At 50.2% G+C, this 14,765-nt stretch carries 15 protein-coding genes and 1 pseudogene; 2 read left to right on the top strand and 14 right to left on the bottom strand.

Annotated elements, in window-relative coordinates:
• Window positions 1–45 precede the first annotated feature (45 nt).
• A complete protein-coding gene (locus IPG31_09425) occupies window positions 46–912 on the top strand; it encodes an HDOD domain-containing protein (protein MBK6618557.1) in 867 nt (288 codons plus the stop codon).
• On the opposite strand, the gene ubiE is transcribed toward IPG31_09425, so the two are convergent.
• The 9 genes from ubiE to IPG31_09380 all read right to left on the bottom strand — a co-directional run bounded on the left by ubiE (window position 909) and on the right by IPG31_09380 (window position 9,267).
• Window positions 909–1,643 carry a bifunctional demethylmenaquinone methyltransferase/2-methoxy-6-polyprenyl-1,4-benzoquinol methylase UbiE gene (gene ubiE, locus IPG31_09420; protein ID MBK6618556.1) on the bottom strand — a complete coding sequence of 245 codons (735 nt, stop codon included), beginning with the start codon at window positions 1,641–1,643 and terminating at the stop codon, window positions 909–911. The two genes, IPG31_09425 and ubiE, sit on opposite strands and share 4 nt — an antisense overlap.
• Before the next feature lie 14 nt (window positions 1,644–1,657).
• The gene (locus IPG31_09415) at window positions 1,658–2,038 is read right to left on the bottom strand and encodes a DUF971 domain-containing protein (GenBank protein ID MBK6618555.1); all 381 of its coding nucleotides are present in this window, start codon (window positions 2,036–2,038) and stop codon (window positions 1,658–1,660) included.
• A 2-nt stretch (window positions 2,039–2,040) separates the two neighbouring features.
• Window positions 2,041–2,643 (bottom strand): DedA family protein, encoded by a 603-nt coding sequence (locus tag IPG31_09410; protein MBK6618554.1) that lies wholly within the window; start codon window positions 2,641–2,643, stop codon window positions 2,041–2,043.
• A gap of 30 nt (window positions 2,644–2,673) precedes the next feature.
• Window positions 2,674–3,606 carry a protein translocase subunit SecF gene (gene secF, locus IPG31_09405; protein ID MBK6618553.1) on the bottom strand — a complete coding sequence of 311 codons (933 nt, stop codon included), beginning with the start codon at window positions 3,604–3,606 and terminating at the stop codon, window positions 2,674–2,676.
• Between the two features lie 20 nt (window positions 3,607–3,626).
• Entirely contained in the window at window positions 3,627–5,471 is a 1,845-nt protein-coding gene (gene secD, locus IPG31_09400; GenBank protein ID MBK6618552.1) for a protein translocase subunit SecD, read from the bottom strand.
• 79 nt (window positions 5,472–5,550) lie between these two features.
• The gene (gene yajC, locus IPG31_09395; GenBank protein MBK6618551.1) at window positions 5,551–6,057 is read right to left on the bottom strand and encodes a preprotein translocase subunit YajC; all 507 of its coding nucleotides are present in this window, start codon (window positions 6,055–6,057) and stop codon (window positions 5,551–5,553) included.
• Window positions 6,058–6,134: 77 nt separating this feature from the next.
• A complete protein-coding gene (gene tgt, locus IPG31_09390; protein MBK6618550.1) occupies window positions 6,135–7,223 on the bottom strand; it encodes a tRNA guanosine(34) transglycosylase Tgt in 1,089 nt (362 codons plus the stop codon).
• On the bottom strand, window positions 7,220–8,254 hold the full coding sequence (gene queA / locus IPG31_09385) for a tRNA preQ1(34) S-adenosylmethionine ribosyltransferase-isomerase QueA (protein MBK6618549.1): 1,035 nt from the start codon (window positions 8,252–8,254) through the stop codon (window positions 7,220–7,222). Before queA ends, tgt begins: the two co-directional genes overlap by 4 nt.
• A gap of 98 nt (window positions 8,255–8,352) precedes the next feature.
• A complete protein-coding gene (locus IPG31_09380) occupies window positions 8,353–9,267 on the bottom strand; it encodes an FAD:protein FMN transferase (protein ID MBK6618548.1) in 915 nt (304 codons plus the stop codon).
• A 204-nt stretch (window positions 9,268–9,471) separates the two neighbouring features.
• On the opposite strand from IPG31_09380, the pseudogene IPG31_09375 reads away from it, so the two are divergent.
• Window positions 9,472–10,405 (top strand): annotated as a pseudogene (locus IPG31_09375) (AAA family ATPase).
• 96 nt (window positions 10,406–10,501) lie between these two features.
• On the opposite strand, the gene IPG31_09370 reads toward IPG31_09375, so the two are convergent.
• The 5 genes from IPG31_09370 to IPG31_09350 form a co-directional block, all read right to left on the bottom strand.
• Window positions 10,502–11,287, bottom strand: coding sequence for a hypothetical protein (locus tag IPG31_09370; GenBank protein MBK6618547.1), 786 nt, complete (start codon window positions 11,285–11,287; stop codon window positions 10,502–10,504).
• Between the two features lie 279 nt (window positions 11,288–11,566).
• Window positions 11,567–12,181: a hypothetical protein gene (locus IPG31_09365; GenBank protein ID MBK6618546.1), complete on the bottom strand. Its 615-nt coding sequence runs from the start codon at window positions 12,179–12,181 to the stop codon at window positions 11,567–11,569.
• Between the two features lie 78 nt (window positions 12,182–12,259).
• Entirely contained in the window at window positions 12,260–12,721 is a 462-nt protein-coding gene (locus tag IPG31_09360) for a hypothetical protein (protein ID MBK6618545.1), read from the bottom strand.
• A 147-nt stretch (window positions 12,722–12,868) separates the two neighbouring features.
• Window positions 12,869–13,474, bottom strand: a complete 606-nt coding sequence (locus IPG31_09355; protein MBK6618544.1) for a HEAT repeat domain-containing protein — start codon at window positions 13,472–13,474, stop codon at window positions 12,869–12,871.
• Window positions 13,475–13,728: 254 nt separating this feature from the next.
• Window positions 13,729–14,496, bottom strand: a complete 768-nt coding sequence (locus IPG31_09350; GenBank protein ID MBK6618543.1) for a hypothetical protein — start codon at window positions 14,494–14,496, stop codon at window positions 13,729–13,731.
• Window positions 14,497–14,765 lie beyond the last annotated feature (269 nt).

Below are 14,765 nucleotides of genomic sequence, written 5' to 3'. Positions count from 1 at the left end.
TCTGCATGACACTTTCACCTAATACTTAATAACTACAGGTAAATTATGCAAACCAGTCTGCCCGCTAATCTTACGCAGTGGGTTGAGTTTCTTGGCCACGCCGATATTCCCGTATTACGAAGAACCAGCAATCATCTGGCTCGGTTACGCAGTGAGAATATCTGTCCCGGCGCACGTGCTGTTGCTCAGATCATCAAGCAGGATCCACTGATGACGGTTAAGCTATTGCGGCATTTACAACAACATAAGCATCAGCGTCAAGCCCATGAGGTTATGCAGGCTGAGCAGGCGCTAATCATGCTGGGGGTGGAAAATGCGCTCGATCAGATTGCTACCGAATCACAAGTAGAAATTTTACTCCATGCCCATTCCAGCGCGCTGGTGAAGCTTTTGCACCGCACGCACCGTGCTCATGTCGCCGCTAATTATGCTTTCGAATGGGCAGTGCGGTTGCACGACATTCATTTCGAGGAAATTCGTACAGCAGCCTTGCTCCATGATGTGACCGAGCTATTGCTGTGGTGTTACGCTCCCGACAAAATGCTTGCAATTACGGCATTACAGCAACAGGATGAAACCTTGCGCAGTCACCACGCGCAGGAAAAAGTACTGGGGTTTGCGATTAATGAGCTGCAATCGAAGCTTGTCATTGCATGGCAATTACCCGAACTGCTGGTTACTTTGTTAAATGACTCCTGTTCCGGCCATTCACGTGTGCGTAATGTATTGCTGGCGGTTAATCTCGCACGTCACGCAGCTCATGGCTGGGATAATGCGGCATTGCCGGATGACTATCGTGCAATCGGTGAACTACTGCGCCTGTCAACCGATAATGTTATGAAACTACTGGAAGTAGACAATACGCTGACTACACCGCCACTGCCTGAAAACAACCATCAGCAAGCTAACTAAAATTTATAACCACGATGCAGCGCCACCACACCTGCAGTGAGATTGAAGTATTCCACCCGTTCAAAGCCTGCCTGCTGCATCATCTCCTTCAATTCTTCCTGCGTGGGGTGCATACGAATGGACTCCGCCAGATAACGATAGCTGCCATCATCACTGGCAACCAGCTTGCCCATAACGGGCAATGCCTTGAATGAATACGTATCATAAAGTGGCTGCAACGGTTTCCAGATTTTGGAGAATTCCAGCACACTTAATGAGCCACCTGGCGATAAAACCCGATACATTTCCCGGAGAGCCCGGTCTTTGTGCGTCATGTTTCTCAGACCAAATGCCACACAGACTCGATCGAAATGGTTATCGGGAAAAGGCAGTTTCTCCGCGTTACACTGTGCAACCGGCACTTCCTGACCTTCATTGAGCAGGCGGTCACGGCCAATTGACAACATGGAGTTGTTAATATCCGTCAACCAGACCTCCCCGCACTCTCCTACTTTATCCAGGAAAAGTTTAGTTAAATCAGCTGTGCCACCCGCAATATCCAGCACCTTATCGCCTTCTCTTACTCCACTGGCTTCAATAGCAAATCGCTTCCACAATCGATGCATACCCATCGACATAAGATCATTCATCAGATTGTAACGTGAAGCAACCGAATCAAAGACTTGCGCCACCTTGCGCACCTTCTCGGTTTCATTGATGGTAGTAAAGCCAAAATGGGTGGTATGAGTCATCCGTAATGTCCTGTTCAGATCGTTATGCTTCGGCTACCGCCGGATAATTCAATACGTTGCAGATAGTGCTGCCACATTGCCTCCTGTTTCAGCCCATAGTCATAGAGCAGATCCCAGGAATAAAGGCCAGTGTTATGGCCATCAGAAAAATCGAGACGAACTGCATAGTTTCCAACTGGCTCGATGTGCACAATAGAGACATCCTTTTTGCCGAGTTGTAGAACTTCCTGCCCTGGTCCATGGCCTCGCACCTCTGCCGATGGCGAGTATACACGCAGAAACTCACAGGAAAAACTGAAAGCCTTGCCATCGTTGAAGGTCACATCCAGTATTCCAGAGCGACGATGTAATTTGAATGCTGTCGGAATAGGTGTTTGGGAATTCAGTCCAGCCATGTTCAGTATTTTTTTCTGTGATTGAAATACCAGTAAGCAACCAGCCCCAATACGCAGGCCAGTAACAAATAAAGCACGATTTCCCGCAAATAAGTTTTGACCATGGCTTCATTGCCGCCAATGTAATAACCGAGCACCGCCAGAATCAACACCCAGATACCGGCTCCCAGACTCGTATAAAAACAGAACAGCGGCAGATTCATTCGCGCCAGACCAGCAGGAAGCGAAATATATTGACGCACACCGGGAATCAAGCGCCCAGTAAAAGTCGAGATATGGCCATGGCGTACAAAAAAATGTTCCATTTTCTGCAGAGAAGATTCGTTGAACATAACATATTGTCCGTAACGCAACAGCAATGGCCGTCCCATTCTGACAGCTAAATAGTAATTGAATAATGCCCCTGCCAGGCTGCCAAGTATTCCGAATATAACAACAACCGCTAAATTCATTTCGCCTTGATAAGCCAGATATCCAGCTGGCACCATTACCACTTCACTTGGAAATGGAAAAAAACTGGACTCCAGAAACATCAGAACGAAAATACCGGGGTAGCCAAGACTACCCACGATTTGAACGATCCAGCTCAACAGATCAGCAAACATCACAAACCCAGAACGTCATCATCATGCTGTTCAGGGAACGGCCTCTTCCTGCTGCTTGCGTTCTGGCTTGATCAGATCTTCACGTTTTACGCCCAGCAGAATCAGAATAGGACTCGCCACCATGAGTGAGGAGTAAATACCAAACAGAATACCGATAGTGAGCGCCAGCGCAAAATAGTACAGCACCTCGCCACCGAACAACAGCATCGAGACCACTACCATCTGCGTACTGCCATGGGTGATAATCGTACGTGACATGGTCAGAGTGATCGCATTGTCGATCACTCGAGTGAGGTCAGCTTTACGCAATTTACGGAAATTTTCCCGGATACGGTCGAAAATAACCACGGACTCATTTACCGAATAACCCAGCACTGCCAACACCGCAGCCAGCACCGTCAGAGAAAACTCCCATTGAAAGAAGGCAAAACATCCGAGAATTACAATGACGTCATGCAGATTGGCCGTAATACCCGCTACACCAAATTTCCATTCAAAGCGCACGGCCAGATAAGCAACAATACCCAACGAAACAAACAATAGCGCCAGTGCGCCATTTTCCAGCAATTCCTGTCCCACTTGCGGACCAACAAACTCCACGCGCTGCATTTCCACAGTCGCATCATGCTGTTTCAACGCATTCATAACAACCTCAGATAGGTCGCCGCCCGAGAACTCATGCTTAACCGGCAATCTGATCAGAACATCACGCGAGGTACCAAAGTTTTGTACCGTTGCGTCCGTAATGCCTTTTTCAGCCAGTGTCTGGCGTATTTGCGCCAGATCAGCAGTCTTGTCATAGCTGATTTCCATGACGGTTCCACCTGTAAAATCCACACCCAGATTCAGTCCCTTGCTAACAATAAAATAAACCGACAGTATAGATATGACCAGTGACAATACCAGCGAAAACTTGCCCCAGCGCATGAAAGGAATATCACGCTCAAATCTGAAAAAATCCATAGTTACTCCAATACTAATATTTAACGCGGCTTGCGGCTTGGCTTCCAGATCGAGCCAATGGGTACTCTGTCGAGTTTGCGGTTGCCATAGAACAGATTAACCAGGCCACGTGAGACCATAACGGCGCTGAAAACTGATGTCAGAATCCCCAGACACAGCACTACCGCAAAACCTTTTACCGGCCCAGAACCGAACGAAAACAATGCAATACCAGCAATCAGCGTAGTAATGTTTGAATCCAGAATGGTGCCAATTGCGCGATCATAGCCGGCGTGAATAGCCGCCTGTGGTGGTGCGCCATTACGGATTTCATCCCGAATACGCTCATTGATCAGCACATTGGCATCAATCGCCATACCAACAGTTAACGCAATTGCCGCCATGCCAGGCAAAGTGAGCGTTGCCTGTAAAATTGACAACAATCCTATCAACAAAAGTAGATTAACTGACAGTGCCGTCACGGAAATCATTCCAAAAGCAAGGTAGTAAATCATGATGAACAACGCCACTGCAATAAAACCCCACAGGGTTGAATTGAACCCCCGTGCAATATTTTCAGCTCCCAGACTGGGGCCAACGGTGCGCTCCTCAATGATTTCCATTGGCGCAGCCAGCGCTCCAGCACGCAACAACAGTGAGACATCACGCGCCTCAACGCTGCTCATTCTGCCGCTGATCTGCACACGTCCTCCACCAATTTCTTCACGAATAACCGGCGCGGTAATTACCTCGTTCTGATTTTTCTCGACCAGCAGGATAGCCATACGCTTACCCACGTTATTGCGTGTCAAGTCCTTAAAAATGCGTGCACCATTATTATCCAGCGTGACATGCACAGCAGGCTGATTATCCTGATCAAAACCCGGCTGGGCATCGGTGATACGATCACCCGTCAGTAAAACCTGCTTCTTGACCAGTAATGGATCACCGCCTCGTTCCGTGAAGAGCTCGGTCCCTGCGGGCGGCTGCCCGGACAACACCGCAGCTTCGAGATTGCTGTCATCATCAACCATGCGGACTTCCAGCGTAGCGGTACGTCCGAGAATATCTTTTGCTTTGGCTGTGTCCTGCACTCCCGGCAGTTGCACAATGACCCGATCAACGCCCACCTGCTGAATAATCGGTTCCGCCACACCCAATTCATTGACACGATTGCGCAGGGTCGTAATATTTTGCTGTAACGCAAAACGCTGCATACGGGTATGCGCTTCAGGCTTAATGGTGGCCAGTAAACCCAGGCCACTCGCATGATCAATTTCACGTAACTCCAGATCAGTAAAATTTCTAGCCAGCTCGACCACAGCCTTTTCGCGCGCGGCAGCATCGCGGAATTTGATCAACAGGCGCGACTCCTCACGCTCCACGCCAGCGGAGGGAATACGTAATTCACGCAGGCTGTTGCGAATATCCGCGCTATATCGATCCAGAGATTTTGACAGCGCCCCCACCATGTCCACCTGCAGCATAAAGTGAACACCACCCCGCAAATCCAGGCCGAGATACATCGGTAAGGCGCCTAAACGACTCATCCATTGCGGTGAATTCGGTAATAGATTGAGCGCAACAATAAACTCCCTGCCCATTTCAGTTTCCAGCAAATCTCTGGCTTTCATCTGGGTGTCGGTATCGGCAAAACGGATTTTAATTCCACCGGGTTCCAGCAGACTGCCATTGAAAGCAAGTTGATGCTTGCCCAGTAATTGCTCGACTCGCTGTAACAGGGAGGCATCCAGCGTGGCACCCGCACGTAAGGGCGAAACCTGGATTGCGGGAGATTCCCCAAAAAAGTTGGGCAATGTATAGAGCAGCCCAAAAACGAGCGAAACAGCAATGATCAGATATTTCCAGAGGGGATAACGATTCATGGTAACCAGAGTATGAGCAAAAGTGAATCCTGCCGGTTATAAAGCGACAGGATCAGTATCACGAGGAATTTCAGTCAGCTTATTTTTTTTCGCTATCAGCAGCTGTTTCAGCAGCAGTATTATCGGTTCCAGGCGCTTTATCTATTGCTTCGGGCTGAGTGACGGCTTCCTGATCGTTTTCTGATGCTGTTTCTTCCTGACGCGATCCGTTTGCCTTTTGTTGTTTACCCTGTTTCAAAGCTCGACCAGTTTTTCCGGTATCGATATTTTTGAGTGTGCCCTTAGGCAGCAGCGTTTGTATCGAGGACTTGAGCACCGTTATTTCAATATTAGGCGCCAGTTCCATCGTAATGTAGTGTTCACCCACACTGATGACCCGCCCAAGCTCGCCTCCGCTGATAATAATTTCATCTCCTTTTTGCAAGGTATCCCGCATGACCTTTTGTTCCTTGGCGCGCTTGGCCTGCGGACGGATCAGCAAGAAGTAAAAAATAACCACAATGCCGATCAGTGGCAAGAAACTCATGAATGTGGGCTCTGCCTGGGCAGCACCGGCAGCTTGTGCGTAAGCTTCAGATATAAACATTAGGGGGCTCCTCAAAAATTAACCGTAACAGGCCGCATTCTAACATGTGACTTTCAGCAAAGCGCCACTTTGCCAGTTTACGTGGAGAGAAGTTGCTCTGCCAGAGTTGCAAAATTACCATCTTCAATCGACTGACGTATCGTTGCCATCAAATACTGGTAATAATGCAGATTGTGCAGCGAGTTCAGCCGCGCGCCCAGCATTTCATTGGTACGCTGCAGGTGATGCAGATAAGCACGGGTAAAATGTTGGCAGGTATAGCACCCACAGGTTTCATCCGGTGGCGAGGCATCCAGCCGGTATTGGCGGTTACGTAGCTTGAGTATGCCATGGCGGGTATAGAGCCAGCCATTACGCGCATTACGAGTGGGCAGAACACAGTCGAACATATCGATCCCTTGCGCAACGGCGTGGACGATATCTGCAGGCGTGCCAACGCCCATCAGATAACGCGGTTTGTCATCCGGCAATTGCGGGGCAGTATGCGCCAGGATGCGCATCATATCGTCCTTGGGTTCCCCGACTGAAAGTCCACCAATTGCGTAGCCATCGAAACCGATATCCCGCAGACCTCGCACAGACTGATCGCGCAAGGATTCGAACATACCACCCTGTACGATACCAAACAACGCATTTGGATTGCCCGCATGCGCGATTTTCGAGCGTTCTGCCCAGCGCAAGCTCAGCTGCATCGAGACTTGTGCAATGGGCAGATCAACCGGGTAGGGCGTACATTCATCGAATATCATGACAACATCGGCATTCAACACGCGCTGGATCTGCATCGACAGCTCCGGCGTCAGGAAACAGGCATCACCATTGACTGGCGAGCGAAAATGCACCCCCGCTTCGCTGATTTTACGCAGCTCCCCCAGGCTGAAAACCTGGAAACCACCGGAATCGGTCAGAATCGGTCCCTGCCATCCCATGAACCCATGCAGACCGCCGTGCGCCCCGATGACCTCCAGTCCAGGACGTAACCACAGATGAAACGTATTGCCGAGAATGATTTCGGCATGCAACGTTACCAGCTCTGCCGGAGAGAGTCCTTTGACAGCGCCATAAGTCCCAACCGGCATGAATGCGGGAGTTTCCACCTTGCCGTGAGCAAGAGTCAGCGTTCCCCGACGAGCACGCTGCTCTTGGCAATGCAGCTGAAAATTCACAGATTTTTCTCCAGCAGCATGGCATCGCCATAACTGAAGAAACGGTAGCGCGCAGCAATGGCGTGCTGATAAGCATGCCGGATCGCATCCATTCCGGCGAATGCGGAGACCAGCATCAACAGTGTCGAGCGCGGCAAATGGAAATTGGTCAGCAAGCGGTCGATTATCTGGAAATTAAATCCGGGGGTGATGAAAAGGCGGGTTTCTCCACTGCCCGCCCGCAATTCACCATGATTAGCCTGCGCGCAAGCTTCGAGTGTGCGAAGACACGTCGTGCCAACCGCCAGTATCCGCCCTCCGCGTGCGCGGCATTGTGCGATAGCATCGATAGTTTCTTCGGCAATATGATAGCGCTCGGCGTGCATCACATGTTCTTCAACCGTTTCGGTTTTCACTGGCTGAAATGTGCCCGCACCAACATGCAGGGTAACATAGGCAATGTGAATACCTTGTTGCCGCAAACCTGCCAGCATGGCTTCATCGAAGTGCAGCCCGGCTGTGGGAGCCGCCACTGCACCGTTCACGTGAGCAAATACAGTCTGATAACGATTCTCATCAATAGTATTTGCAGTCCGTTCGATATAGGGCGGCAGCGGCAGCTTGCCGTAGCGTTCGAGTAAATCATCAAGCAATTTGTCCTGTGGAAAGCTCAACACATATAGCGATTGCTGACGGGCATCCACTGCAACGGGGATTTCCTGCTCCAGCAACAGGGTCGAGCCAATGGCCGGCGCATGGCTGGCGCGAATCATCGCCAATACACGATGGTCATCCAGTATTCGTTCGATCATTACCTCCACTTTGCCGCCACTTTGTTTGACACCTTGCAAACGCGCCTTGATGACGCGCGTATCGTTGAGAATGAGCAAGTCGCCAGCACGCAGATAACCGGGAAGTTGAGCGAAATGATCGTCACGGATGATCGAACTGCCAGGATCAACGTAGAGCAGGCGGCTGGCAGCGCGTTCCTCCAAGGGAAACTGAGCAATCAGCCCGGCTGGCAGATGATAATCGAATTCAGTGGTTTGCATCGAAAGTGGTGTGTGCACGCTACGCCCCTGGGGAATAAAGCGCAAAACGCCCATTATACCGGAGGAGAATGCGGGCCTCGCTGTGCCTGTGTGCAGCGTTAATTTGTCTGGTCCAGGTCCTTCATCAAACTGCCGCCGGTTTCACCCTCAACAGTTACCCACAAATGCGGCAAACCAAGCTGTTGCAGCCATTTTTCGGCCTGATCTTCTTTTAGCATACCAATGGTGGAAGCGCTTCCGGCAACGACACAAAGCGCACCCAACACACTGACTGCAGCGATGCGTTTGACCGGCCAGCCGGTTTGGGGATTGAGGATATGACCGTAGCGCACGCCATTGAGGGTGAGGCAGCGTTCATAATCTCCGCTGCTCGCCAGTCCACCTTCATAAAGCTCCAGGGTTTGCAGCATTCTATCCTTGTGGCGAGGGTGACTGATGCCCACCCGCCACGGACGACCATCAGTGTGTGGGCCGACAATGCGGATATCGCCACCCAGATTGATCATGCCGTTGCGCAGGCCCGCTTCCCAGCAAATCGTGACCGCGCGATCCACCGCATACTCCTTGACAACTCCACCCAGATCGAGCTCCATGCCCGCAATCGGAAAAATCAGCACAGGGTTCTCCCAGCGAAGTTTATGCCAACCCACCTTTTTCAGCGCAGCGTTAATGGCCTCCTGAGTGGGGATCAGACCGGATTTAAAATTCCAAGTGTGACGCAAGATGCCAGAAGTGATATCAAATAACCCGCCACTTTCACGATGGCAGGTCGCCGCATAATCTAACAGGCTAGCGGTTTCCGGGTCAACCCGGATTTCCCCACTCAACAGGCCGACTTGATTGATTTTTGATAGATAACTGCCATCCAGATAGCGGGAATATTTTGCTTCCAGTCGTTCGATATCCTGAATAATCAACCTGGAAGTAGCTTTCGCCACGCTAACATGACGCGCATAAAGCTGCATGGAACAGGGCGTACCCATTGCCTTGAAGGCGTAATGGAAAAATCTCATTTCAGGATTGGTTCGCTCAGAAATAAAACGACTGTTCCATTCTACCTGTCAGCCAATAGCAAAATCCAATTAGATGAGATTTCGGTACAAACAAATAATCAATTTGATATTGTTGCACTAAATTGATAGCGCGCCTGAATAAAGGTAAAATCAACGCCATTTCTATATCCGATCTCAAACCAGCAACAATTAACACAAAGCGTCATGAAATCCATTTGTCTTTTTAATCACAAAGGCGGCGTAAGCAAGACCACAACATCATTTAATCTTGGATGGAGCCTTGCTGATCTTGGGCATAAAGTATTAATGGTCGACCTTGACTCTCAATGCAATTTAACAGGTCTTGTGCCAGGTTACAGCGCAGCTAATGAAGATGATATGGATGCGTTTTATAATAGTCGAGAAAATTTGACTATGAAGCCAGTTATAGAAGCATTGATAAACGGCAGATCACCTACAGATTTCAATAAACAAGAAACCGGATTAGTATTAAAAACATCTAATCAGAATCTATTTTTGTTACCAGGGCATTTAGATATCTCCGATCTTGATTCTCAGATCAGTCTATCACTCAAAATAGCATCCGGTGTTCCCGCAATGAAATCAATGCCGGGAAATTTGCCTGAAATGCTGCAAACAATCGCGAAGAGAGAGAACGTTGATTATATGATCTTTGATTTAAGCCCTAATGTTGGCGGGTTAAATGAGGTAATCTTAATGTCAAGCGATTATTTTATTGTACCCACATTTCCCGATTATTTCTGTCTACAAGCAGTCAGTTCACTTGAGAAAAATATTGCAAAATGGCACACAGAAATCAGAAGATTTAAATCTGATAATAATTTTGACACAAAAAATTATTCTATTAAGAATCAACCTATGTTTCTTGGCGCAGTTCAACAAAGATATAGACTTGGAAATGAATTGATATAATACGCAAAGCAATAAATGAGAAATTAGCGCCCTCTTTAGAGAAAATCGATTGTGTGATTCCAAAAGATAAAATAGGGCAGGCTCTTACAAAATCCGGATTGCAGCCATACGATCTTGCTCACATCCCAGACTTTAACTCCCTAATCGCAATTAGTCAGCAACTATCAAAACCCGTATTTGCAAGAAACGCTTAAAAAATTTCGGGGTGATGACCCACTATCAGGCTGCATCAAAAAGCAGGCGTTGCACCGGCTCCCTGATGCAGAAATTGAACAACAATCTGTCTTACTTGCTTAGCCTGTTATCTTGGCCAAACTTTCCTGCCCTTGCTGTTAACAATTGGCATATCACGATTGATCTGGGCGGCGGATGGACTCATGACAACCTCCTGCCAGGCATCACATGCACCAGGATTGGCTGCAAATTGCGGATTGGTAATGGTTAATGAGGCCGGGCCATTGTCTGCCGGGCCTTCACGATCATAAACCGTGGACTGACCGGCTCTCATCGGGCTGTCTGACGTATGCGTCCAGAGATCGGCCACACCCGCTTCGTGCAGTTTATTTTCTCTGGTCACTTTACAGACATCAACAATCTCAACATTCACCTTTACGCTTTTAGCACAGGAACCTTCAACAAAATTGACGGCGCTGGTTCTAAACGGAACGCGGGCATAAAAATTAGGTGGCATACCTTTACCACCCGCTGCCCAGAAACCAATGACATTCCCCAGGTCGTCCTGCTTTTCACCCATATCATCAAATACCGAGCGATCCATGAATGCCTGGTTGTTGTTACCCCAGTTTTCCAGAAAACTATCGATCGCTCCGTCATGCGGCGCACCATCCACCATGATGACGGAATCCTGTCCATCAGGGAAAACTACCGAGGTGCCGACAACCGGGTTGCTCCCACCCGATTCGTTACCGCAGCCATGGGTAATCACGACATAATTGTTTGTTCTCACGCCGGCAGGAGTAGAACTGACATCCAGCCGGGTATGAGCAACGGCGTTTTGTCCGATGGTCAGCAGCAACGCGGCTGCCATCGAGAATGAGAGAGCATTCAGTTTATTGACTTTTTTCATGTAAGGCTCCATTAAAAAAATATTGATTGATTATCCTGGCTCGCGCCACACCAAAATACACAAGATATACCGTGGCGATTACCAGACGCCTGCACACTTTTTATTGAGCAATCAGGCTCGCACAGCATCCGTCAAAAATAAAGCGATGTCAATGTGACAAATTGTCGCACCCCACTTGTAGCAAGGCTTTGCGCGATTTGATGTGCTGCAAATAATGTCATCTGCACGATCAGCCAGCGGGATGGCCGATCGCGCCATGAGAGCGGGAGAATTGCCCATTCAGGGTTGGGCGGTGCAGGTAAATTCGGCGGTGCCGATGTCCTCATCTGCAAAAACATCACAACGATGCAGCCTGCCGGGGCCACTTTCGGCAACGGTTACGATCCTGCAGATTTCATTAAAACATATCTCGTGCGTGCCCGGCGGCAATTCCACCTGCTGGAAGCCATTCCGGCCGCCATTAACGTCGAGTGGCAGCCCAGGGTTGGCCGGATCATTCGTCACGCGGATACCAAACTGCGCGTAGTCTTCCGTCCCGCCCTGTGTAGCAATTGTCTGCCCGTATACGCCACGACCGATGCTGATATATTTTTCGACTTCCCTATCCAGCAGTCCCGCTTTAACCTCAGCTTCAATCAGCGTAAACCGAAAACTGCCATCGGCATCCTGCTGCAGGACGGTACGATAGCGGAGGATATCTCCGGCAGGAATGCGCCCCGCATCATCCCCGATGACCACGAGCGGCATCACCACCTGCCCCGTCGCCGGGTTATAGATCACCTCGTTCTCGGCCCATGCGGGCGGCGTGAGCAGCAGAGCGGTCATAATGACGCCAATGCCGATCATCGTCCGGAATGATGCTCCGGCTGGATTGTTGATTGTATTGATATTCATTTTGCCCTTCTCCATGAAAAGACGGCAGGCCAGAAAATCTGGCCTGCCGTTACATCGTCAAACCCGGTCAGCCATCAATCACAGGTTTTGTCTGTTTACCGGACTATTTTGATCCAGGTGAACCCCACTAGCGTTTTCGCAATGGGCTTCAATCGTATAATTGTTGCCCGTTGCGCCAGATTGGCCTACGAATACGTTATAGGTGCCCGTTGCTTTAGGAACATTGGCCCACGGACTCCAGGTGTTACCCACATCGCTGGCAACTGCCGAGGTGGCGACACAGGGACTGGCTGCGGTACAACTGCTTGTTCCTTTCTGCACCACAGCGAAGACACGCGAAGTATTGCCAGAATTGTCCTGTATCCGGAAGCTAAGCCTGGCAGTCCCGGTCTGTGGGCAGGCGATCTGTAGAAAATCGGCCTTTGCCGCGCCGGCAGCGAGCGCGCCAGTAATAGTATGCGCCGACGCTGTCCCTGACAGACCTAGCGCCATCAATCCGACGGCTGCACCCAGACTGTTTCTTAAAATTATTTTTTTCATGCTGTACTCCTTTTTGATTAAAAACAAAGCGACTCATTAAGCGGCAAACCGGGCGCATCGCTGTCCCTGGCCTGCCAAACGACAACTCAACTGAAAAATGCGGAATCATTCAGTTGCGATCATTCCGGAGTAAACCGGAATTCATGGTCAACGAGGGGTGGATGCGGCCAGTTTCCCGGTCGCGAATTCACGCACAGCCTCATCATTATCCTGTTGCGCCTGCTCAAGCAGCAGGCGGCTCCATTCATTTTGATCCAGGCCATCGAGCACCATCAGACGAACTTGCAGCTCCGGGTCAGCAAGTGCCTGCTGCAGGACCGACAGATACTCAACATTGTCCTGCTTCGCCATGGCGTAGACTGCTTGCCCCCGCACGTAGGCATCGGGATCGTTCAGCGCCTGGTAGAGCAGGTCCTCCAGCAGCACGGGGTCGACCGGTGGCCGCTTGACCGAGAGCTGAGACAAGGCCTGCGTGCGTTCACTCGGTTTGTCCGAGGCAAGTTGCTGCATCACTTGCTCGGTAAATTCGGGATCGATTTTCACCTGCGGGAGTTCCCTATCGGCTGGCGCGCAGTCCTGTGCCGGCAAGGCGTTTTTATGAGCGCCAGCCTGGCCGGATTCGGTCGCCTGATCAGCCGAAACCGCACAGGTTGGCACTGCCAGCGCCGCAAGCAGAATGACCGCCCCTGCCGGGAGAATTGATCTTCCCTTTCTTGTCCGGCTAAAGGCTGGATATACGGATAGGTCATGCATGAAACACCTCCTTAAAGAAAGTTCGACTACGGATTACGGTGGATGCGGTGCAACACCTCAGGTTTGGGGAGCTTAGGTTGGGGTGAGACACGAACCCCAACACGACAACCGTTCAGCCATCAGCCATCAGCCAATCATAAAAAGCAAGACACTGCACCCCATCAAGCCATCAACAACCCGCAAAGGCCAGGCCAAAATGTTGGGGTTCGTGCCTCACCCCAACCTGCCGCCCTGAATATAGGGATAGGTCATGCTCAGGGCAGCGGCCAGATTTGCTGGCCATCCAGTTTGATGCGCAGATCACGGTTTAACTGTTCGGGGCTAGGAGAAACCAGAATTTCATCCCCTTCGCCGCAGTCCGTCGGCAAGGGCATTTCTTCCAAGTCTCTGGTCACCGTAATATTGCGAGTCCAATCATAGGCATGCCCGCCCTCTTCTCCATCAAAATCTGAACCCACTGCCGGCACCCAAAAACTCCAGTCCTGATCCGGCACACCCTCCGCCAAAGTCGTCTGATTACAGACATCGATTGCGGTTACCCGGTAAGTCACTTTGCTAACACACGATTCCTCCAGGAATTCGGCAGTAACATTGGGCCGAAAAGGCAGAGAGGCTACTGCTGTTGATGGAACCGCCGTACCGCCACCGGACCAGAATCCAACTGCATTGCCCAGCTCATCCCGGATGGGTACCTGCAAATCAAAGACGCTTTTGTCTATGACGACTGTCAGGGTTGCATTAGCGCTTGCCACTAAATCAGCCAGGGACTCCTCCGTCGCTTCACCGTTAACCTTCACAAGAGGAGAAAACCCCACGTCTGGCAGCACGATAATGGAGCCAATGACTGGATTGGAGCCGCAACCATGCTCTATGCTGTACTCTGCCGTCTGGCTCACCGCCGGATCGTATCTCAAGCCCGGATGCGCTAACACAAACGGTGAAACGGACAGCAACAACATTGCTGCCAGCCCTTGCGCACTCAAGCGGAATGTGCCCATGCTGTTCGGTTTATTTGATTTCATCACAAAAACTCCTTGAAAAATTTTCAGCAGCGCAACGGCCGCTGGAATACGGTTAAAAAATGATGCCTGACCACACTCAAATGTGCCAAACCTGAGAGTGATGAGCCACATTATGCGATTGATTATTCCGAATGGAAATGTGACAAATTGTCGCACTCTTGCTAACAATATGATTGTTATATCATATTCATGAGATTGGCTATTTTCATCGAACTGTGGTTGGGTTACGCCAGGGTTTCAGCCCGATTAACCCGGCGCCGCAACCCGGC

The sequence above is a fragment of the Nitrosomonas sp. genome (genome assembly GCA_016703745.1).
In the GTDB taxonomy this organism is placed as follows: Bacteria; Pseudomonadota; Gammaproteobacteria; order Burkholderiales; family Nitrosomonadaceae; genus Nitrosomonas.
This window is presented reverse-complemented; position numbering and strand designations above follow the sequence as displayed.

Bases quoted from the DNA above. Each gene is read 5' to 3' on its own strand.
- queA (MBK6618549.1), bottom strand. From the start codon at position 8,254: ATGCAAACCACTGAATTCGATTATCATCTGCCAGCCGGGCTGATTGCT.
- ubiE (MBK6618556.1), bottom strand. From the start codon at position 1,643: ATGACTCATACCACCCATTTTGGCTTTACTACCATCAATGAAACCGAG.
- IPG31_09415 (MBK6618555.1), bottom strand. From the start codon at position 2,038: ATGGCTGGACTGAATTCCCAAACACCTATTCCGACAGCATTCAAATTA.
- secF (MBK6618553.1), bottom strand. From the start codon at position 3,606: ATGGATTTTTTCAGATTTGAGCGTGATATTCCTTTCATGCGCTGGGGC.
- IPG31_09355 (MBK6618544.1), bottom strand. From the start codon at position 13,474: ATGCATGACCTATCCGTATATCCAGCCTTTAGCCGGACAAGAAAGGGA.
- IPG31_09425 (MBK6618557.1), top strand. From the start codon at position 46: ATGCAAACCAGTCTGCCCGCTAATCTTACGCAGTGGGTTGAGTTTCTT.
- IPG31_09370 (MBK6618547.1), bottom strand. From the start codon at position 11,287: ATGAAAAAAGTCAATAAACTGAATGCTCTCTCATTCTCGATGGCAGCC.
- IPG31_09350 (MBK6618543.1), bottom strand. From the start codon at position 14,496: ATGAAATCAAATAAACCGAACAGCATGGGCACATTCCGCTTGAGTGCG.
- IPG31_09380 (MBK6618548.1), bottom strand. From the start codon at position 9,267: ATGAGATTTTTCCATTACGCCTTCAAGGCAATGGGTACGCCCTGTTCC.
- IPG31_09365 (MBK6618546.1), bottom strand. From the start codon at position 12,181: ATGAATATCAATACAATCAACAATCCAGCCGGAGCATCATTCCGGACG.
- yajC (MBK6618551.1), bottom strand. From the start codon at position 6,057: ATGTTTATATCTGAAGCTTACGCACAAGCTGCCGGTGCTGCCCAGGCA.
- secD (MBK6618552.1), bottom strand. From the start codon at position 5,471: ATGAATCGTTATCCCCTCTGGAAATATCTGATCATTGCTGTTTCGCTC.
- IPG31_09410 (MBK6618554.1), bottom strand. From the start codon at position 2,643: ATGTTTGCTGATCTGTTGAGCTGGATCGTTCAAATCGTGGGTAGTCTT.
- IPG31_09360 (MBK6618545.1), bottom strand. From the start codon at position 12,721: ATGAAAAAAATAATTTTAAGAAACAGTCTGGGTGCAGCCGTCGGATTG.